Origin of the sequence: Pseudomonas sp. WS 5011 (genome assembly GCF_012985775.1) — a bacterium.
In the GTDB taxonomy this organism is placed as follows: Bacteria; Pseudomonadota; Gammaproteobacteria; order Pseudomonadales; family Pseudomonadaceae; genus Aquipseudomonas; species Aquipseudomonas peli.
In genome coordinates, this window is the sequence record NZ_JAAQXA010000002.1 from 133616 (window position 1) to 154302 (window position 20687).

The following is a 20687-nucleotide window of genomic DNA, read 5'->3' on the forward strand; positions in this document are numbered from 1 at the left end:
AGATAAACAGTTAACTGCAACCTATCAGCGTGAAGGCGTAGAGGTGATGAATGGCCGTCGAAGTGGTGTACCGCAGCAGCCGGGATTTGGAGCGTTTGTTCATGGATAAAGCCGAAGCCGATCGTCATGACAAAATGCTCGAACTGGCCGAGCTGCTCACCGAAGTGCTGCAAAAAGCCGTGCCATCGCTGAATGAAACCCAGGGTGAAGAGCTGGGGATTTATATGGCGAAGAACCGCGACATCTTCGCCAAGGCATTCAAGAACCAGCCTGATGCCTTGAGTGAACTGAGCGAACCGGCTGCCGAGTAACGCCGGCGGCAGTCAACAAAACCCCAGTCCATGACTGGGGTTTTGCGTTTTTATCAGTGCCACATTCAGCCATACAACAAGCGCTCGGCAATCGCATCGGCGACCCTTGCCGGTGAGCGCTTATCGGCCTGGGCATGGCCGAATATCTCGGTCAGCCGCCGGCTGATCTGCGTCAAATGCGCGGTGATTGCCGGCAGAGGCTCCCCCTGATGCTTCAGCGCCACGTAGATCAAGCCGCCCGCATTGATCACATAATCCGGCGCATACAAAATCCCCCGCGCCTGCAGGCTGTCGGAAATATCAGCACTGGCCAATTGGTTATTCGCCGCGCCCGCCACTGCCGAGCAACGCAGTTGCCCGACGCTTGTGCTGTTCAGCACACCCCCTAACCCGCATGGCGCCAGGATGTCGCACGGCGTGGCGAGCAAGGCTTCGCTGGCCACCGGCCGTGCGCCCAGCTGTTCAACTGCCAGCTGAACGCGGCCGTGATCCAAGTCGCTGACCAACAATTCGGCCCCCGCAGCATGCAGCTGCTCGGCCAGCGCAAAGCCAACATTGCCCAGCCCCTGAATCGCTACCCGCAAACCTTCCAGGTTGTCACTGCCCAGGCGCGCCAGGGCAGTTGCGCGGATACCGGCAAACACGCCCAGCGCCGTATGCGGTGAAGGGTCTCCTTCGGCCGTGGTGCTGGTGACATGCGGGGTGTGCTGAGCGATGCAGTCCATGTCAACGCTGGAAGTACCGCTGTCCATCGCGGTGATGTAGTGGCCGTTAAGGGTGTCGATAAAGCGCCCGAAGGCTTCAAACAACGCGCCACGATTGTCGACATGCGCAGGACGGATGATCACCGCTTTGCCACCGCCCTGCGCCAAGCCGGCCAGCGCGGCCTTGTAACTCATGCCCTTGGCCAGCCGCAGGGCATCGTCCACGGCACTCTGTTCATCGGCATAGGGCAGGTATCGACAACCGCCCAGCGCAGGGCCGAGGCGGCTGTTGTGAATGGCAATGATGGCCTTAAGGCCTGTGGCCGGGTCATCGGCAAAATGCAGCGACTCCAGCCGAGCGCTTTCCATCAGGGTAAACATGCTGTTGCTCCCCTACTGCGTTGCTCATCAGTATAGGCAGCACGGCTGATCACACCCCGCCGGTGATCAGTTCACCAGCAGGGCGACAATCTGTTCGCTGTAGCGGTTCACGACAAAGGGCAGCGAGCGCTCGCGGTATTCCAGCAGCGGCTGTTCAATGTAATTCCAGATCACCTGCACCTGGCCCCACTTTTTACGTTGCTCGGCACTGCCGGCCAGGATTGGCTGCAGCTGCTCAAGCCGCTGGCGAAAGGCCTTGGCCAGCACGTCCACAGGCTCAAAGCGTTCCTGTGCGCTGTCGTACACCGCCGAGCCGGAGTCAAAACTGGCCGCTTCACGCACATACTCAGCAGCAATTTGCTGCATCAGGATGGCCTGACGCAGATCCAACGTCGGTGATGCGGCCGGCGCTAACGCCTGCTGCCGCCGATTGAGTTGCAGCAGGTCATGGGCGCTCTGCGACAGCGTATCGAGGGCATAAAAATCAATCGCTTCGTAGTTCAACCGGGCATTGTTCAACAACACCATCTGAAAATGCTGCGCCTTTTGCTGCAACGGCGCTGGCAACGCCTCAGGGTGCGCAGTTAACAAACCGGCGAAATGCTGAACTTCTGCCTCCAGGCGTGCCTGCACGTCAGGTGACCCTTGCTCCAAACGCAATAAGTGAAACAGCGTTAGCAGCCGGTAGGTTGACAACTCTTGAGCCAGGAGCGGCGCTTGCGAAGCCTGTGCCGCGCTCAGCACAGGGCTCATCAGTATCAGCACGATCAGGGTGTAACGGCGAAGGGTTGCAGGCATGCTTGGCGTCCTTGTTCAACAACACAGCAGCCACACTGGCACAGCCCTGAAACAACAATGTACTGGACGAAGGTTAGGCGCTTGACTACAAAGCCAGAGACCCTGGGAGAATGTGATGACCCCACGCGCTGCCTGCCTTGCCTGCCTGGAACAAACACCACCTGCGCTGTTTGAGGCTGCGCTGTGGATTGCCGTGGAACACCAGCCCACGCTGCAACCGACCGACGTGCTGCAACGGCTCAACGGTTTGCAGCAGCAGGTCAGTCAGGGGTTGCCTAACCTGCCGCTGCAGGAGCTGGCGCAACCGCTGCTGCGTCGGCTGAGTGAACTGGACTTCCATGAGGACGACGAACGCCCGCTACGGCCAAGGGCCGCGTTGCTGGATCAGCTGTTGTTGCGCCGCCGCGGCCAGCCGCTCACTCTGGCCCTACTGGCACTGGAGCTGGCCAGGCGCCTGGGAATTCCATTACAGGGGGTCAATTTTCCCGGGCATTTCCTGCTACGCGTACCGGGCGCCGACCATCTACTCGACCCTTGCAGCGGCCGGCGGCTGTACACCCGCGAGTGCCGCGAGCTGCTGCAACGCCATCTGGGGCCGACTGCCGAATTAAACGCCAGCCAACTGCAGCCGTGCGACGCGCGCAGCATGTTGCAGCGCCTGTCGCGCAACCTGCGGCAACTGCATCAACTGGACGATGATCCGCTGGCCGCGCTGCGCGATGCCGAGCGCGTGCTGCTGCTCGGCACGCCGACATTGCAGGACCACCTGGCCCGCGCCGAGATTTATCAACAGCTCGACTGCCCACAGGGCGAGCGTTTCGATCTGCAGTGCGCTCTGCTGCTCAGCGATAACCCGGCGCAGCACCTGCAACTCAGCCAACGCCTACGCCTGCTCAGCGCCAGCCCAGCGCTGCACTAGAAGAAGCCCAACGCCTTGGCCTTGGCCACCGCCTGGGTGCGCCGCGCCACACCCAGCTTGCCGTTGATTCGGCGTGCATGGGTTTTCACCGTGTGCAGGGATATAAACAGCTGCTCGGCCACTTCCTGATTGGATAGCCCCTGAGCGATCAACCCGAGCACCGCCAACTCACGGCTGCTCAGCGCATTGCTGCTGGCGACGGTCACAGCAGACGGCATACCCTCCACGGGGATCTTCACGCGGAACCACGGACGTCGATAGCCCAGGCGCTGCTGCAGTGCCTGGCCGGTGTGCCGAGCCTGTTCGGCACCCGTCTTATCGTCACAGGCCGCACAGGCATCGGCATAGCTCAGCCATAAGTCGCTGACCAGGGCCTGCCTGCCCTGCTCGGCCACCTTCGCCAACAACTGCCGCAGAGGCTCGCGCACATCCTCACCCTGCATGCGGTCCAATTGCAGCAATAACGCTTGAAACCGCGGAATCAGCTCGGGAAAGTTCGGCGTCGGCAACACCGCTTTAACCCGCTGCTCATAACTCAATACCCGAGTCGCCGCGACACGCGCCCGCGCATAGTGGCCCTGGGCAATCCACAGATGACTGCTGGCCAACAACAGGGTGCCGCGGTACAGGGTTTCGCTCACACGCTGACGCTGCATCTGCCGTTCGGCCTGCCCAAGGTGAGCAAAGGCTGTGGCCATATCACCCTGCCCCATCGCCAACTCGGCCAGGCCGAGGTAGCCATGAAACGCGCTTGGATCGCCACAGACAAGGGCATTTTCAAGTCCGCGCTGCAGCGCTGCCTCTGCTTCATCTGCACGCCCCTGGCGCAGTTGCAGACGCCCCAGACGCAACTCAAGCCGCGCCAGCACCGGTGTGTTGCGCAAAGCGGTCGGTGCGGTTGCAGTCAGCACCCGCTGCAGCAGCGTTTCGGCGCGGGCAAACTCACCACGCGTTTCCAGCAACAGGGCGTGGTCAAGTTCCAGCAGGGCTTCAAACACTGGGTTGCCATGCAGGCGCGCCTGCTTCAACGCTTCAAAACTGAGTTTCTGTGCCACCTCAAGCTGACCTTCGCCAATGGCCACCAAGGTCAATGCCGAACGACATAGCAACGACTGCGCCCACGCACTTTGCGGCAGCCCTTGCAGGGCATCATGCAGGTGGGCGCGAGCATCCACGGCACAGACTCGGCCGTAGGCGATGATGCCCTGAATAGCTTGCCAGTGAGCGAACAGCTCACGGGTTCGCGCGCCATCGCTGCGCGGCTGAAAGCGTGCCAGTTGATTGATACAGGTCTGCGCTTCATCCAGACGGCCAACCAGTAGCAACACCCAGGCGTTGAGCAGAATCAGCCGTGGCGTGCTGCACAGCAGGCTGTCCGGCAGTTCGCTGCGCCAGCGCAGAATCAGCGCCAGGTCCTGCCCCTGCAGCACCTGCTCCTCGGTAAAACGCTCAAGAAAACTGCCGGCCACGTCCGGTTGCCCGGCCAGCAAGGCGTGCTGTACCGCTGCGCGAATATCACCATGACTGGCAAACCATTGACTGGCATGCACATGCAACGCGCTGCACGGCAGATTCATGGCCTGCCGCTGCAGCAGCCGAGCCAGCGGTGGGAACAACACATACCAGCCCTTGGCTGTGTCCAGCTCCTGAATAAATACGCCACGTTCAATCAGCGCACGCAACCACTGCGCGCCTTCGCCGACACCAAACAAGTGGTCACAGAGCGCCGGATTGAAGCGCGGCAACTGGGCCAGTTGCTCAAGTATGCGCAACAGCTCATCGGGCAGCGTTTGCAGCACCTCACGCTCGACATACTCAACCAGCAGTTGGTCATGTTCGCCGTCCTGCGGTGCGCTCAGCGCGGCCGGCTCGGCTTGAGCCGCCAACAGCAGTAGGCGCAAGGCCGCCGGCCAGCCTTGGGTCAGTGCATGCAAGTCGTGCGCCCAGGCGTTTCGGCCAGGGTCCAGCTGTTGCAGCCAGGCCAGCACATCAGACTCGTTGAAGGCCAGCTCACTGCTACCCAATTCGAGCAGCTCGCCCTCCAGCAGCAGGCGGGAAAGGTTACAGCCCGGCCGCCGCCGGCTGCCCAGCCACCAACAAATGCCAGGGGGAGTGACCATCAGCAGCTGATTGAGGTACGCATCGAGGGCGAGATTCGGCTGCGCCGGGTAGTCATTGAGCATGATCCACAGCGGCCGCGACTCCTGCGCCAAGGTCTCCAGCACCTCGCCACTGCTGAGGTCTGCGGGGTAATTGAGGAGTTTGCCGAGCTGCTGCGCCAGCTGTTCGACATGCCAGCCTTCACCTGCACAGCTCAGCCAGAGCAGGTGATGCGTGGCCGGGCACTCACGGGCGCAATCTGCCAGCAGTACGGTTTTACCAAAACCGGCCGGGCCGACCAGCAAGCGCAGGCGGCAGTCGTGCGACAAAAGCCGCTGCTGCAGGGATAGCCGAGCGATATGCCCAGGTGGCGGGCGCTGTACGCCGCCACACGCGGACGCTGTGGCGCTTTGCGGGAAAGGCGCTAATGCGTTCATGACGGCTCGTTTTATTGTTCTTACAGGAACCGGATCGTTGCAGGCTAAACCTCAACACCTATCGCTCACAGCTCTATCACGAGAGGTGATGGCTAACGATAAAAAAGGCGGCCCGAAGGCCGCCCAATCACGGAGTGTTTCGTGCAGCGTGCTGGCCTAACGAACGCCGGAGCTGCGCAAGGCGGCTGGCGTGTAGTCGGCAGCGGTGGCTTTGAAACCAAAGTTATAAGCCGACTTCTCTTCGTTTTTCATGCCCAGAGCTAAGTAGCGACCGGCCATCAGGTCATACAGCGCTTCAAGGGTGTAGCCCGGCACTTGATGGTTGTAGTAGTGCTGCGCATGCCCTTCGGCAACACGCCAGAGCTGACCACGGCCATCGTAATGATCAACCAGTGCGATCTGCCAACTGTCCTCGTCGATGTACATATGGCGCTTGGCATAAATGTGCCGCTCGCCGCTCTTCAACGTGGCAACCACTTCCCAGACGCGGTGCAGCTCGTAGCGCGTCAGATCCTGGTTGATGTGCCCAGCCTTGATCACGTCGTCGTACGACAGCGCCGGCGAATCAAGCTTGTAACTGTTATAGGGAATGTACATTTCCTTTTTGCCAACCAGTTGCCAGTCATACCGATCCGGCGCGCCAGAGAACAAATCGAAGTTATCGGCCGTGCGCATGCCGTCAGCAGCAGTACCTGGACCGTCGTAAGCCACCTGCGGTGCGCGGCGTACGCGACGTTGACCGGCGTTGTAGATCCAGGCCAGACGCGGCTCTTTCACCTGATCAATGGTCTCGTGCACCAGCAGCACGTTACCCGCTAGACGTGAAGGCGCAGTCACCCGCTGCTTGAAATACAGCAGGATATTGCTGCCCTTGGCCGGATCAAGATCAGGCATGTCCGCCGGGAAGGCCACTTCGTCCTCGAACTTCACCAAGCTGTAAGAGCCATTGGTTTGCGGCGTGGCCTGAGTCACCACCCGGCGGGTGTTACCGCCACGGTAACGGGTGATGTGGTTCCAGATCACCTCAACCCCAGTCTTGGGAATGGGGAAGGCGTAATAACGGCTGGCGTTGAAGTTCTGCAGGCCGTTACCCCCGTCAACAGGCGTGGTATTGACCGCGCTGAGCTTGACGGCATCGGCAATCGCTGCCGGCACGGCAGTGGTTCGATGCGAGGGGTAAACCGGAATCTTGTAACTCTCGGGGTAGCGCTTGAACATGGCCAACTGGCCGGCTGACAGCTTGTCTTTGTACTGCTCGGCATTCGCGGCAGTAATGGTGAAGAGCGGCGTTTCACTGGCAAAGGGGTCAGCGAGAAACCCTTTGGCGTCGACCGCTGCCGCACTGGTAGACAGACCACCGTCCCAGGCCGGGATAGTGCCATCGGCATTCCCAGCCATTTCTCCGCCCAGCGGCGTCAAACTGGTCCCCAGCTGAGCGGCCTCTTGTTCCGAGACTGCGGCCATCACGCTGCTGGCTAACAGGGTCAGCAGCAGCGCCCCAGCTTGCAGGATTCTTGTATTTTTCATGGTGTACGGATCCTTTTGCACTGCGTTGATCAGAAGTTCACACCGAAGCTCAGGGCAACAAAGTCACGGTCGACGTTGGTGTTGTAATCCCCACCAAAGAAGTCGGTGTAACTGAGGCTGGCGTTGTAGGTGTTCTGGTAGTCAGCATTCAGGCCCAGGCTCACCGCCTTGCTGCCTTCACTGAAGTTGGGGCCATAGCCATCGACGTCATGCGACCAGGCAATGCTTGGCGAGAGATTGACCCCGGCGAAGACGTTGCTGTAATCGGCACTGGCGCGCAGACGGTATCCCCAAGAACTGCTGGTGAAGAAGCCGTCGTCATTGCACTGGTCGGTGTTGGCGACATTGAGCGCTGCAGTACAGGTCGCGTTAGCGGCCAGCTCACCCAGGCCATAGACAGGGTCGCGGCCGTAGCGCAGTTCGCCTACGTCGTCACCGATGCCGCTGACGTGGTTGTATCCAACTTCACCCACCAGGGTCAGCCGACTGGCGCCGAGTACACGGTCGATAAAGTGAGTGGCGGTAACCTGAGCCTGGGTCATGGGCTTGCGCACATACCCGGCAATTTCTTCGCCCGCGACATTGCGCGCATGACCGCTGGTGAAGACTGGCGAGTTGGGCAGCCCGAGCGAACCAAAGGTCAGATCTGTTGAATTGAGCGATATAGGCATATTCGGCCGGTAACTGACCTCACCCGACAATGCAGTGCCGTTTACGTTGGTCTGGAAGCTCACGCCATAGAGGCGGATATCCTCGGGATACTCAAGAAAGTATCGAGCATTCGGCGCTCCGGGGATGAGGTCAGCAGATGGCGTGGTGGTGCGGATAAAACTGCCGCTTGGGGAGCGGCTGTGATAGTTCATGGCATACAGGCCGAACTCGGTGTCATTCAGCGACTCGGCAAACCAACGCAGGGCGACTCCGAACTGTCCGCTGTCACGGGCATCCCGGTCACCCGCGCGCGGAATAAAAATAGGATTGCCAGGCGCACCGGTATTGTTAGAAACATCAGGCGCCACATCAGCCCCAAATACCGCCAGACGGTCGTTACAGCCATCGGCGGCCGTGTCGCTGGGTGCAAAGAACGTCCCGCAGTTATCGATAACAGTCTGGTCCCACTCCAGCTGATAGAACGCTTCCATGCTGACGGTGTCGGTCAAGCTCTGCGAGACATAGAGCATGTTGACCGGAATCAGCCCCTCCTTGATCTCCGCGCCAGGCCGGCGAAACGCTGCAGCATCCACGGGGTTGATCGAGTTGATCGAGTTGCCGATAAAGGTGCTCTCACCCCAGCTGACCACTTGCTTACCGACCCGCACACTGCCCGGCATGCTGCCCAGGTTGTAGTTGTGATAGATGAAGGCATCGAGAATTTCCGCGCCGGAGGCTTGTGCCGCCGTCTTGCGGTTGTGGTCGTCAATGTCATACAGCAGACGGCTTTCGTCCTTGGTCTCGAAGTCGTACCAATACTTGCCGCGAATAAACACGCCGGTATCGCCGTACTTCAATTCAAGATCGTGAATGCCTTTGAATATCTTCGAAAAGGTTTCGCCTTTCTTGAAGTTCAGGCGGCCGTCATCGTTGGTCTGAGAGGACGCCTTGCCGCCGTTACGTGTACCGATAAAGTCAGGATCGGCACCGCGCACGCTCCAACTGGCCCCCACCGAAAGTGAAGAGTCGAACTGCGCTTCGACATCACCAATATTGAATGTAATAGCCTGGACAGGCGCGACACAGCCAACAGCAATGGCAATCGCCAAAACTCTGGGCTGGAAGATGGCATGTCTTGTTCTTGTTCTCATGCGGCTCTCCTGGAAAGCGGGTTTCGTGTTGAGCCTCCACGCTACCCAGCCACCTTGAGTGGGATAAGCGCCCGAAAGAGGTATTTGCCCTGTCAGCCAAAAGAGTGAATACGCCCCTAAAAAGCTGCCCCGCCGCCGATCCATCGACCCGTTCAATGGCGCTTTATAGGGTGGATGAATGACAGTGACGGCCCGTTACGTATTGACCACTGCTGACGTTGCTGCCTGCACCTCCAGGCGCCGTGACTCCAACACAGCCCGCAAGCCCAACAAAAAACGTATCGATTTAAATACACCGTAATGAAAGCGACACAAACCGTTCAGCCCACGACACCAGAGCCTTTGCGCAGCGCGTGGCGAACGCGCCGATCAGGACCGTATTGAATTCAATACACACCAACAAAAACCCATACCAACTGAAAGCACTTAAGTTATTGTTTTTATTGATAAAAATAACAATGGCACCTACTTTGCTATGGTCTTTTCACCTTCCGCTCGTGCCCAGCACGCGCGTCCAGCACATCGCCCCCAGCAGAAAGGGCGAGTCACCACCCTTGAGGAGTACACATGAGCGAATTGCGTTTTACCGTTGAGCACGAATGGCTGCGTCAGGATGCCGATGGCCTGGTTACCGTGGGCATCACCGCCTATGCCCAGGAAGCCCTGGGTGACGTGGTATTCGTTCAGCTGCCGGAAGCCCAGAGCTACGCCGAGGGTGACGAAGTGGCGGTGCTGGAATCGGTAAAAGCTGCGAGCAATATCGCCATGCCGCTGGACGGTGAAGTGGTCGAGGTCAATGGCGAGCTAGAATCCAGCCCTGAGCTGGTCAACGAAGATCCCCTGGGCAAGGGTTGGTTCTTCCGTTTTCGTCCAGCCAATGCCAGCGCGGTAGCCGACCTGCTCGACCAGGCCGCCTACGAGCGCCTGCTCAACGCCAATGCTGACGCCTGAGAGATTGTGATGACCAAGCTGACCACCCAGAACGAATTTGTCGCCCGCCACATCGGCCCACGTGATGCCGATACCGCGGCCATGCTCGAACTGCTCGGCTACGCCAGCATCGACGCGCTGACCGATAACGTCATCCCCGAGAGCATCAAGGGCACCAGCGTGCTGGGCTCTCTGCCGGGCCTGTCGGAAGCCGACGCCCTGGCCAAGATCAAGACCATCGCGGCCAAGAACCAGCAGTTCAAAACTTATATCGGTCAGGGCTATCACGGCACCCACACGCCGAGCCCGATCCTGCGCAACCTGCTGGAAAACCCGGCCTGGTACACCGCTTACACCCCGTACCAACCAGAAATTTCCCAGGGCCGCCTGGAATCGTTGCTGAACTTCCAGACCCTGATCAGCGACCTCACCGGTATGCAGATCGCCAACGCCTCGCTGCTGGACGAAGCCACCGCCGCTGCCGAGGCCATGACCTTCTGTAAGCGCCTGTCGAAGAACAAGGCCAGCAACGCCTTCTTCGCCTCCCAGCATTGCCACCCACAGACCCTCGACGTGCTGCGCACCCGTGCCGAGCCGCTGGGCATCGAAGTGGTGATCGGCGACGAAGCTGCGATCACTGACGCCAGCGTCTACTTCGGTGCGCTGCTGCAATACCCAGCGAGCAATGGCGACATCTTCGATTACCGCGAGCTGGTCGAGCGTTTCCACGCCGCCAATGCGCTGGTGGCCGTCGCTGCCGACCTGCTGGCACTGACCCTGCTCACTGCACCGGGCGAATTCGGTGCCGACGTGGCCCTGGGCAGTGCGCAGCGCTTTGGTGTGCCGCTGGGCTTCGGTGGCCCACATGCCGCCTACTTCGCCACCCGCGATGCATTCAAGCGCGATATGCCGGGCCGTCTGGTCGGCATGTCGATCGACCGTTTCGGCAAGCCGGCCCTGCGCTTGGCCATGCAGACCCGCGAGCAACATATCCGCCGCGAGAAGGCCACCAGTAACATCTGTACCGCTCAGGTGCTGCTGGCCAACATCGCCAGCATGTACGCCGTGTACCACGGCCCGAAAGGCCTGGTGCAAATCGCTCAGCGCGTGCACCAGTTCACTGCGATCCTGGCCAAGGGCCTACGCGCTCTGGGCTACACGGTTGAGCAGGAGTTCTTCTTCGACACCCTGACCCTGGCCACCGGCGGCAAAACGGCAGCCCTGCATGCAGCCGCCCGTGCGGCCGGCATCAACCTGCGTGAAATCGATGGCGAGCGTCTGGGTCTGTCCCTGGATGAAACCACCGACCAGGCGGCCATCGAAGCGCTGCTGGCGGTATTCGCCGACGGCAAGGCTGTACCCGCCTTTGCTGAACTGGCTGCCGGGGTAATCGCTCAGCTGCCAAAAGGCCTGCTGCGCGAAAGCGAAATCCTCACTCACCCAGTATTTAATCGCTACCACAGCGAAACCGAGCTGATGCGCTACCTGCGCAAACTGGCCGATAAGGACCTGGCGCTGGACCGCAGCATGATTCCGCTGGGTTCCTGCACCATGAAGCTCAACGCTGCCAGCGAAATGATCCCGGTGACCTGGGCCGAGTTCGGCAACCTGCACCCCTTCGCCCCGGCCGAACAGAGCCAGGGTTACACCCAGCTGACCACCGAACTGGAAGCCATGCTCTGCGCGGCGACCGGTTACGACGGCATTTCCCTGCAGCCGAACGCCGGCTCCCAGGGCGAGTACGCAGGTCTCTTGGCCATTCGTGCTTACCACCTGAGCCGTGGCGATGATCAGCGCGATATCTGCCTGATCCCGCAATCGGCCCACGGCACCAACCCAGCCACCGCCAGCATGGTCGGTATGCGCGTGGTGGTGACCGCCTGCGACAGCAGCGGCAACGTCGACATCGCCGACCTCAAGGCCAAAGCCGAAGAGCACAAGGACCGTCTGGCAGCGCTGATGATCACCTACCCGTCGACCCACGGTGTGTTCGAGGAAGGTATCCGCGAAATCTGCGCGATCATTCATGACAACGGCGGCCAGGTGTACATCGACGGCGCCAATATGAACGCCATGGTCGGCCTGTGCGCCCCGGGCAAGTTCGGCGGCGACGTGTCCCACCTGAACCTGCACAAGACCTTCTGCATCCCGCACGGCGGTGGCGGCCCAGGTGTCGGCCCGATTGGCGTGAAAGAACACCTGACCCCATTCCTGCCCGGCCACGGCCATATGGCCCGTAAGGAAGGTGCCGTCAGCGCCGCGCCGTTTGGCAGCGCCAGCATCCTGCCGATCACCTGGATGTACATCAGCATGATGGGCGGCGAAGGCCTCAAGCGCGCTTCGCAGATGGCCATCCTCAACGCCAACTACATCGCCCGCCGCCTGGAAGAGCACTACCCCGTGCTGTATTCGGGCAGCAACGGTCTGGTGGCGCACGAGTGCATCCTCGACATCCGCCCGATCAAGGACAGCAGCGGCATCAGCGTTGACGATGTGGCCAAGCGCCTGATCGACTTCGGCTTCCACGCCCCGACCATGTCCTTCCCGGTCGCTGGCACCCTGATGATCGAGCCGACCGAGAGCGAATCCAAGGAAGAGCTGGACCGTTTCTGCGACGCCATGATTGCCATCCGCAACGAGATTCGTGCGGTGGAAGCTGGCCAGTTGGATGCCAACGACAACCCGCTGAAAAACGCCCCACACACCGCCCTGGAACTGGTCGGCGAGTGGACCCACGCTTACAGCCGCGAGCAAGCCGTGTACCCGGTGGCCAGCCTGATCGAAGCCAAATACTGGCCGCCGGTCGGTCGCGTGGACAACGTGTTCGGCGACCGCAACCTGATCTGTGCCTGCCCGTCCATCGAGGCGTATCAGGACGCGTGATAACAGCCCGCGGCCCGGAACACCTCCGGGCCGCGGGACTGCCTCCTCCCCAATTTTCAACTCACCTCTACCCGAGGCGGGTTAGCTGCACCTCATATAAAAACCAGAGGGCCTCACCATGTTCAGCAAGCACGACCAACTGCAAGGCTACGATGACGCCCTGCTCGCCGCGATCAACGCAGAAGAGCAGCGCCAGGAAGACCATATCGAGCTGATTGCCTCGGAAAACTACTGCAGCCAGCGCGTGATGCAGGCCCAGGGCAGCGGCCTGACTAACAAGTACGCCGAAGGCTATCCGGGCAAGCGCTATTACGGCGGTTGCAAGCATGTCGACAAGGTCGAGGCCCTGGCCATCGAGCGCGCCAAGCAGTTGTTCGGCGCGGACTACGCCAACGTGCAGCCGCACTCCGGTTCTTCCGCCAATAGCGCGGTGTACCTGGCGTTGCTGAATGCCGGCGATACCATTCTCGGCATGAGCCTTGCCCACGGCGGCCACCTGACCCACGGGGCCAAGGTGTCGTCCTCCGGCAAGCTGTACAACGCCGTGCAGTACGGCATCGACGAGCAAGGCCTGATTGATTACGCCGAGATCGAGCGCCTGGCCGTCGAACATAAGCCGAAGATGATCGTCGCCGGTTTCAGTGCCTATTCGCGCACCCTGGATTTCGCCCGTTTCCGCGCCATCGCCGATAAGGTCGGCGCGCTGCTGTTTGTCGATATGGCCCACGTTGCTGGCCTGGTGGCCGCCGGTCTGTATCCGAATCCGCTGCCGTTTGCCGATGTGGTCACCACCACCACCCATAAAACCCTGCGCGGCCCGCGCGGCGGCTTGATCCTGGCCAAGGCCAATGAAGAGATCGAGAAGAAGCTCAACTCCGCCGTGTTCCCCGGCAGCCAGGGCGGCCCGTTGATGCATGTGATCGCAGCCAAGGCGGTGTGCTTTAAGGAAGCACTGGAGCCAGGCTTCAAAACCTACCAGCAGCAGGTGATCGGCAACGCCCAGGCCATGGCCGAAGTGTTTGTCGCACGCGGCTATGACGTGGTCTCCGGCGGCACCGACAACCACCTGATGCTGGTCAGCCTGATCAAGCAGGGCCTCACCGGAAAGGCGGCAGACGCGGCTCTCGGTACGGCGCATATCACAGTGAACAAAAACGCCGTACCGAATGACCCGCAGTCGCCGTTTGTCACCTCTGGCATCCGCATCGGCACGCCGGCGGTGACCACCCGCGGTTTCAAGCAGAACGAGTGCCGCACCCTGGCCGGCTGGATCTGCGACATCCTCGACGACTTGGAAAACCCGGCCGTGATTGAGCGCGTCCGCGGTCAGGTTGCGGACTTATGTGCCAGCTTCCCGGTCTACGCTAACTAAGACAGCACGCAATTTTGCCACTCGCGGCGCGGTTACCCAGCGCACCGCATTACCGCCGCCCCACAAGGGCGGCAGCAAAACACGCAGTCGGAGCAAGCATGTCACTTAGCGTTTTTGACCTCTTCAAGATCGGCATCGGCCCGTCCAGCTCGCACACCGTCGGGCCGATGCTGGCCGCCCTGCGCTTTGCCGAAGGCCTGCGCCGCGATGAGCTGCTGGCCGCAACCGATGCAGTGAAAGTGGAGCTGTACGGTTCTCTCGGTGCCACCGGCAAGGGCCATGGCAGCGACAAAGCCGTGCTGCTCGGCCTGGAAGGCGAACAGCCGGACACGGTCGATACCAGCAGCGTCGACGCCCGTCTGGCAGCAATTCGCAGCAGCGGTGAACTCAAGCTGCTCGGCGAAAAGCCCATCCGTTTTGTCGAAAAACAGCACCTGGGGATGATCCGCAAGCCGCTGCCTTTTCACCCCAACGGCATGATTTTTCGCGCCTTCGACGCCGCTGGCTTGCAGATCCGCTCGCGCGAGTACTACTCGGTAGGCGGCGGTTTTGTCGTCGATGAACAAGCCGCCGGCGCCGACCGCATCGTCGAAGACAGCACCGTACTGCAGTACCCCTTTACCACCGGCAAACAGCTGCTGGCGCATTGCGCCGAACACAAGCTGTCGATCAGCCAGGTGATGCTGGCCAACGAGACTGCCTGGCGCCCGGAAGCCGAGACCCGCGCGCGCCTGCTGCATATCTGGCAGGTGATGCAGGATTGCGTCGAAGCCGGTTGCCGCAACGAAGGCATCATGCCCGGCGGCCTCAAGGTCAAACGCCGCGCCGCCGATCTGCACCGTCAGCTGTGCAAAAACCCCGAAGCCGCGCTGCGTGATGCCCTCAGCGTGCTCGACTGGGTCAACCTCTACGCCCTCGCGGTGAACGAGGAAAACGCCAGCGGCGGCCGCGTGGTCACTGCCCCCACCAATGGCGCGGCCGGTATCGTGCCGGCGGTGCTGCATTACTACAGCCGCTTTATCCCCAGTTCCAACGACGATGGCGTGGTGCGCTTTCTGCTCACCGCCGCCGCCATCGGCATTCTTTATAAAGAGAACGCCTCGATCTCCGGTGCCGAAGTCGGCTGCCAGGGCGAGGTCGGCGTGGCCTGTTCGATGGCTGCCGGCGCACTGTGCGAAGTGCTGGGCGGCAGCGTTAACCAGGTGGAGAACGCCGCCGAGATCGGCATGGAACACAACCTTGGCCTGACCTGCGATCCGATTGGCGGCTTAGTCCAGGTACCCTGCATCGAACGCAACGCCATGGGCTCGGTCAAGGCGATCAACGCCGCGCGCATGGCCCTGCGCGGCGACGGCCAGCACTTCGTTTCGCTGGATAAAGTGATCCGCACCATGCGCCAGACCGGTGCCGATATGAACAACAAGTACAAGGAAACCGCCCGCGGCGGCCTGGCCGTAAACATCATTGAATGCTGATTCGTAGGGTGCGCCGTGCGCACCACCCCCTCTAACGGTGCGCACGGCGCACCCTACCGGAGAGCTGTATGAGCACTGAAACCCTGGCAAAAACCCCACTACATGCCCTGCATCTCGAACTGGGCGCACGCATGGTGCCGTTCGCCGGCTACGACATGCCGGTGCAGTACCCGCTCGGGGTGATGAAGGAACACCTGCACACCCGCGAATCCGCCGGCCTGTTTGACGTCTCGCATATGGGTCAGATCATTCTGCGCGGCCCGCAGGCAGCGCAGGCCCTGGAGCGTCTGGTGCCGGTGGATATCATCGACCTGCCCGTGGGCATGCAGCGTTACGCCATGTTTACCGATGACCAGGGCGGCATCCTCGACGACCTGATGGTCGCCAACCTGGGCAACGACACTTTGTTCCTGGTGGTCAACGCAGCCTGCAAGCACCAGGACCTGATGCACCTGCAACTGCTGATCGCCAGCCAGTGCCAGATCGAAGCCTGTTTCGACCGCGCCCTGCTCGCCCTGCAAGGCCCGAAAGCCGTCGACGTACTGGCGCGCCTGACCCCAGAAGTGGCCAAGATGACCTTTATGCAATTCGCCCCGGTACGTCTGCTGGGTGTCGACTGCTACGTCAGCCGCTCCGGCTACACCGGCGAAGACGGCTTCGAAATCTCGGTGCCTGCAGCCCACGCCGAAACCCTGGCGCGCAGCCTGCTGGCCGAACCGGAAGTGGCCGCCATCGGCCTTGGCGCGCGCGACTCGCTGCGCCTGGAAGCTGGTCTGTGCCTGTATGGCCACGACATGAGCACCAGCACCACGCCGATCGAGGCCAGCCTGCTGTGGGCCATCTCCAAGCCACGTCGCGCCGATGGCGCCCGTGCTGGCGGCTTCCCAGGTGCCGAGCGAATCTTCGCCCAGCAACAAGAAGGCGTTGCTAGCAAGCGCGTCGGCCTGCTGCCGCAGGAACGTGTACCGGTACGTGAAGGCGCAGAAATTGTTGATGCCGACGGCACGGTGATCGGCACCGTATGCAGCGGTGGCTTCGGCCCGACTCTCGCCGCCCCAGTGGCCATGGGTTATCTGCAGAGCAGCCATATCGCCCTGGATACCGAGGTATGGGCCATGGTGCGCGGCAAGCGCGTAGCGATGAAAGTGGCCAAAACCCCGTTTGTGCCGCAGCGCTACTACCGCGGCTAAAGCGACCTTAGCGACAACCTATGCGGGCAGGACAAACAACCCTGCCCGCCAGCGTCGTTTTAATCGCGCAGCTGCCCAACCATGGCGGCTGCAACGCTGAGCACATCCTTGCCCAGCTGCATCGACCGCTCGCCATTCCAACCCGTCAGCAGATTGGGCCGATCATCGTGGTCTTTGAATGGCATCTCGATGGTGAAGGCCAAACAATCAAACTCCATACCCACCGCATTGCAGGCCAGGGTGGTATTGGCCTGGCCCGGTTCGTCGCGCGGATAGCCGAAGGTGGTCTGGAACTCGGCGCCGTTTTCGATCAACAACTGGCGGAACTGGTTTTCCAATCGCTCAAGGCGCGGGCTGTAGCCCGGATTACCTTCGCAACCAGCAGTAAACACGTGCGGGATTTCCTCATCGCCATGGATATCCAGAAACAGATCGACGCCCACCGCGCGCATCTGCTGCTGGACGAAATACACCTCAGGGCTGTCCGTCTCGCTGGCCGACTGCCAGGCGCGGTTGAGGTCGCGCCCGGCGACGTTGGTACGCAAATGGCCACGGAAGGCGCCATCCGGATTCATGTTCGGCACCAGGTACAGATCGGCCTTATCTAGCAGGGCATTCAGCTCGGCATCATCGCGCCGCTGCAGACGCTCAAGCAGCCCCTGCATAAACCACTCGGCCATATGCTCGCCGGGATGCTGTTGGGCGATTAGCCAGATCTTGCGCAGCGCCTGCGGATTACGGCTGATGCGCAGCAACTCGATAGGCCGGCCCTCGATGCTCTTACCCGTGGCAAACAGCTCGGCGCCCGCCAACCGCTGCGCATCCTCGATCAACTGGCTATGGCGCTCGCGGCTGTAGGGCTCGAAATAGGCGAACCAGATCTGCCCATGTTGCGGCTCGATGTCGAACTTCAGCGCGCCCTCCTCAAAGCGGCTGGGCACCCGAAACCAGTCGCGCTGATCGTAAGAGGCCACGGCGTGGTAACCGCTCCAGGCATTCTTGTAAGACGACTGTCCGGCATTGCCCAGGCTAAAGCCGTAAGGTTGACCAGGCTGCAAGCCCTCGACCTTGAAGTGGAACCACTGGAAATGTTCACTGTTGAGATCCGGACGAATCGCCAGCTGCACCTGCTGCGGGTTGCTGGCGTCGATAACCTCGATATTGCCGCTGTCGAAGTTGGAGCTGATCTGCATGGGGACCTCGATGGCTTGGGGCGCAAGAATGAACAAGAATCGCAGCTCTGGCGCAGCAGCGAAACGCTGCAGGCGACAAACTGATATGGATTCTGCAACTGCGAACGACACTCGCGCCTGCGACAGCCCTCGGACAACGCGCAACTTACTGGTAAGCCTGCAGTCTGGTGTTTAACCGCCTCAGGTTCGACTTAACCCCCAACGCCACCTTTAAGGGAGCAGCCATTCGCATGATCAAACCGCTGCCAAGCCATCGTTCACTGGTAATACTGCTCTGCGCAGGAATGCTGCTGGTCGGCTGCGCCAACCAGTCAGAGCAAAACCGTAACGCTCCGCCGCCCCAGACAACCGCTGCGGCCAGCGAAAATAGCGTCGACGAGGCCAACCTGCGCAGCCAGGCCAACCGGGGTGACCTAGACAGTCAGTTCCAGCTCGGCAGCCTGTACTTCGTCGGCAAACCGCACAAGGACCTCAAACAGGCTGAGTACTGGTGGAAACTCGCCGCCGACAAAGGCCACGCCATGGCTGCCGTGAGCCTGGCCTACCTGTACACCGGCCGCGACAATCCAGACTTCAACAAACCCCAACTGATGCTCAAGTACCTCAACCAATCAGCCGCTGGTGGCAACCCGATGGCTCAACACATCCTTGGCAACCTTTACCTCAAGGGCGCACAAGGCGTGCCGCGCGACCCGATCCAGGCCAAAGCGTTGTTCCAGAGCGCCTGCCAGCAACGCTATGCCGCCAGCTGTGAAGCACTCAACAAGGCCCCTTAACAACTTCGCATCAAGCCTCGGTAGCGGGCTCCGCCAGCTCGCTTGCCGGCTGCTCAGGCTGTTGCGGCTCAGTCTCATCAACCGGCTCGCCCAACCACTCATTGGTTGACTGCTGCACCTCGTCCACCTGCTTATTGAGCTCTTTCACCGTCTCATCAACCGCTTCGCGGGCGACATCCACCACGGCTTGTTCGGCCTTTTCAGCCAGCTTTTGCGCAGACTGCTCAGCCGCCTCACAACCGACCAGGCCGATCAGTACCAACCCCAGCACACCCATTTGCATCGACTTACGCATAACGTTCTCCAGAAGCAGCCGTGAGCGGTCTGATTGACGACCGCGATCCAGTGACCATGACCCGGATTGATCTAGCACAAACAGGGACTCACTGGTGCGGGCGCAAATGTAGGGAGGCACACGGATTTACTCAATTGCATAGAGTTTGCAAGGTGTTACCAGTCCGCTAGGCGCACACTGGCAATGCAGGGTGCTAGGCGTAATGCATCGTTCATTTCGCTGGCACAAAAGGACACTAGGCAATTACGCGCAGACGCGGTTAATAATGTTCCCTGTACACACCAGAAACACCAGGTCATGCAGACCCGCGAGCGTTCATCGTAACTAAAGGATTAAGTCGTGCTGTTACGCCATGCATTTTTCTTCGTCACGGCCTTGATAACTGCCGTCCCGGCTGCAGCCGAAACGGTGCACTTTGTAACCGAGGAATTCCCACCGTTCAGTTTTTCGCGCGGCGGTATTGCCAGCGGCGCGCTGCCCGAGATAGTTAATGCAACCTGTGGCCTCTTGCAGTGGCATTGCGAAATTGAAGTATTGCCTTGGCGGCGCGCCCTGCAACAAGCCGAAGACGGTGAAGTTGATGGTATTTTCACTGTGATTCAGTCGCCTGCACGACGTAAGGAATTTCTTATCACCCCCATGGTGGTGACCTCCGGCTACGACTTTTACACCCTGCGTTCAAATCACTTTCAATTCACTCAACCCGATGATTTGCGGGGGCGCCAGATCGGCGTATACGGACCGTCCGGAACTTCATTCGTCCTGCAGGAAAGCCTGAAAAACACCCCGGATGTCGACATTAAATTGGTGACCAACAACCATCGTCTGCTCCTGATGCTTAATGCTGGGCGCTTTGGTGAAAAGGGTTTGGTATTACTTAATCGCGATGTTGCTCGTCACTTGATCGAGCATGAATATCTCTACGCGCTGCGTAACGCCGGACATTTGACGTCAATTTCATACGGCATTGGTTTTTCCCGCAAGCGAGTCAGCCCAGTAAAGTTCCAGGCATTTAATCGCGGGCTGAATACACTGCGTAATAACGGCCAGCTTGCAACCATCGTGCAGCGTTACGGTCTACAACCTGCCAATTAAGCACGCTGGACATTTAACTTGGCTTCGCCATAATTGCCGGGCGCAGCCTAATTAGCCCTTTAACAAACCTGACAACTCGTTCAGGTAATCCACAATAAAAGGGCAAACAGGCGCGGCAATAGTCATCAACACTATTGGCCACGCTTATTAAATGCGCGAACTAAACCTGTTTGGCGGCCTCAAGTGCCCAGGCCCTATGCCTGGCATCCAGCCACTATTCTGTTCAAGACCATGGGTAACTACGTGACGAAAGACGAACTGCGCGCCGAACTCGAGCGCCAGGCGCAGCGTTACAAGGATGTATACGGCGGAGAAGTGATTACCTACGCCGCTCAACCGGACCCCGAGCGCAAGCCGTGGCGCAAGAAGGCTAACCTTCTCGACCAAGCGTTTGAAAAAGAACTGGTAAAAATCGAAAAAGAGCTCCAATCCAAGGCCGACGAAGCAGCTGGCTGACGCCCCGCCGCATCAGTCAGATAGCGTGGCCATCCCTAACTGG

The 20687-nt window shown here is 60.4% G+C and carries 17 protein-coding genes; 10 read left to right on the forward strand and 7 right to left on the reverse strand.

Annotation, left to right across the window (positions count from 1 at the left end):
* Positions 1 to 50 precede the first annotated feature (50 nt).
* On the forward strand, positions 51 to 311 hold the full coding sequence (locus tag HBN63_RS03020) for a YebG family protein (RefSeq protein WP_108485834.1): 261 nt from the start codon (positions 51 to 53) through the stop codon (positions 309 to 311).
* A 65-nt stretch (positions 312 to 376) separates the two neighbouring features.
* On the opposite strand, the gene HBN63_RS03025 is transcribed toward HBN63_RS03020, so the two are convergent.
* Entirely contained in the window at positions 377 to 1396 is a 1020-nt protein-coding gene (locus HBN63_RS03025; RefSeq protein ID WP_170048345.1) for a Glu/Leu/Phe/Val dehydrogenase, read from the reverse strand.
* A gap of 66 nt (positions 1397 to 1462) precedes the next feature.
* Positions 1463 to 2194, reverse strand: a complete 732-nt coding sequence (locus HBN63_RS03030) for a hypothetical protein (RefSeq protein WP_170048346.1) — start codon at positions 2192 to 2194, stop codon at positions 1463 to 1465.
* A gap of 115 nt (positions 2195 to 2309) precedes the next feature.
* Here HBN63_RS03030 and HBN63_RS03035 point away from each other — a divergent pair, with 115 nt between their 5' ends.
* Positions 2310 to 3113, forward strand: coding sequence for a transglutaminase family protein (locus HBN63_RS03035; protein ID WP_170048347.1), 804 nt, complete (start codon positions 2310 to 2312; stop codon positions 3111 to 3113).
* On the opposite strand, the gene HBN63_RS03040 is transcribed toward HBN63_RS03035, so the two are convergent.
* The 3 genes from HBN63_RS03040 to HBN63_RS03050 form a co-directional block, all read right to left on the reverse strand.
* Positions 3110 to 5650 carry a LuxR C-terminal-related transcriptional regulator gene (locus HBN63_RS03040; RefSeq protein WP_170048348.1) on the reverse strand — a complete coding sequence of 847 codons (2541 nt, stop codon included), beginning with the start codon at positions 5648 to 5650 and terminating at the stop codon, positions 3110 to 3112. The genes HBN63_RS03035 and HBN63_RS03040 overlap by 4 nt on opposite strands.
* Before the next feature lie 156 nt (positions 5651 to 5806).
* Positions 5807 to 7177: a DUF1329 domain-containing protein gene (locus HBN63_RS03045; protein ID WP_170048349.1), complete on the reverse strand. Its 1371-nt coding sequence runs from the start codon at positions 7175 to 7177 to the stop codon at positions 5807 to 5809.
* A 29-nt stretch (positions 7178 to 7206) separates the two neighbouring features.
* Positions 7207 to 8979 (reverse strand): DUF1302 domain-containing protein, encoded by a 1773-nt coding sequence (locus HBN63_RS03050; RefSeq protein ID WP_170048350.1) that lies wholly within the window; start codon positions 8977 to 8979, stop codon positions 7207 to 7209.
* Between the two features lie 567 nt (positions 8980 to 9546).
* Here HBN63_RS03050 and gcvH point away from each other — a divergent pair.
* The 5 genes from gcvH (at position 9547) to gcvT (ending at position 16829) form a co-directional block, all read left to right on the forward strand.
* Positions 9547 to 9930 carry a glycine cleavage system protein GcvH gene (gcvH, locus tag HBN63_RS03055; RefSeq protein WP_090248917.1) on the forward strand — a complete coding sequence of 128 codons (384 nt, stop codon included), beginning with the start codon at positions 9547 to 9549 and terminating at the stop codon, positions 9928 to 9930.
* A gap of 9 nt (positions 9931 to 9939) precedes the next feature.
* Positions 9940 to 12792 (forward strand): aminomethyl-transferring glycine dehydrogenase, encoded by a 2853-nt coding sequence (gcvP, locus tag HBN63_RS03060; protein WP_170048351.1) that lies wholly within the window; start codon positions 9940 to 9942, stop codon positions 12790 to 12792.
* A 118-nt stretch (positions 12793 to 12910) separates the two neighbouring features.
* Entirely contained in the window at positions 12911 to 14164 is a 1254-nt protein-coding gene (gene glyA / locus HBN63_RS03065) for a serine hydroxymethyltransferase (protein ID WP_170048352.1), read from the forward strand.
* A 98-nt stretch (positions 14165 to 14262) separates the two neighbouring features.
* Positions 14263 to 15639 (forward strand): L-serine ammonia-lyase, encoded by a 1377-nt coding sequence (locus HBN63_RS03070; RefSeq protein WP_170048353.1) that lies wholly within the window; start codon positions 14263 to 14265, stop codon positions 15637 to 15639.
* A gap of 68 nt (positions 15640 to 15707) precedes the next feature.
* The gene (gcvT, locus tag HBN63_RS03075) at positions 15708 to 16829 is read left to right on the forward strand and encodes a glycine cleavage system aminomethyltransferase GcvT (protein ID WP_170048354.1); all 1122 of its coding nucleotides are present in this window, start codon (positions 15708 to 15710) and stop codon (positions 16827 to 16829) included.
* Positions 16830 to 16888: 59 nt separating this feature from the next.
* On the opposite strand, the gene HBN63_RS03080 is transcribed toward gcvT, so the two are convergent.
* Positions 16889 to 18022: a carboxypeptidase family protein gene (locus tag HBN63_RS03080; RefSeq protein WP_170048355.1), complete on the reverse strand. Its 1134-nt coding sequence runs from the start codon at positions 18020 to 18022 to the stop codon at positions 16889 to 16891.
* Positions 18023 to 18252: 230 nt separating this feature from the next.
* On the opposite strand from HBN63_RS03080, the gene HBN63_RS03085 reads away from it, so the two are divergent.
* The gene (locus HBN63_RS03085) at positions 18253 to 18798 is read left to right on the forward strand and encodes a tetratricopeptide repeat protein (RefSeq protein ID WP_170048356.1); all 546 of its coding nucleotides are present in this window, start codon (positions 18253 to 18255) and stop codon (positions 18796 to 18798) included.
* A gap of 10 nt (positions 18799 to 18808) precedes the next feature.
* Here HBN63_RS03085 and HBN63_RS03090 read toward each other — a convergent pair whose 3' ends face one another.
* On the reverse strand, positions 18809 to 19093 hold the full coding sequence (locus tag HBN63_RS03090; RefSeq protein ID WP_170048357.1) for a hypothetical protein: 285 nt from the start codon (positions 19091 to 19093) through the stop codon (positions 18809 to 18811).
* A gap of 339 nt (positions 19094 to 19432) precedes the next feature.
* Here HBN63_RS03090 and HBN63_RS03095 point away from each other — a divergent pair, with 339 nt between their 5' ends.
* Entirely contained in the window at positions 19433 to 20188 is a 756-nt protein-coding gene (locus HBN63_RS03095; protein ID WP_244152836.1) for a transporter substrate-binding domain-containing protein, read from the forward strand.
* A 243-nt stretch (positions 20189 to 20431) separates the two neighbouring features.
* On the forward strand, positions 20432 to 20644 hold the full coding sequence (locus HBN63_RS03100; RefSeq protein ID WP_090251216.1) for a hypothetical protein: 213 nt from the start codon (positions 20432 to 20434) through the stop codon (positions 20642 to 20644).
* Positions 20645 to 20687 lie beyond the last annotated feature (43 nt).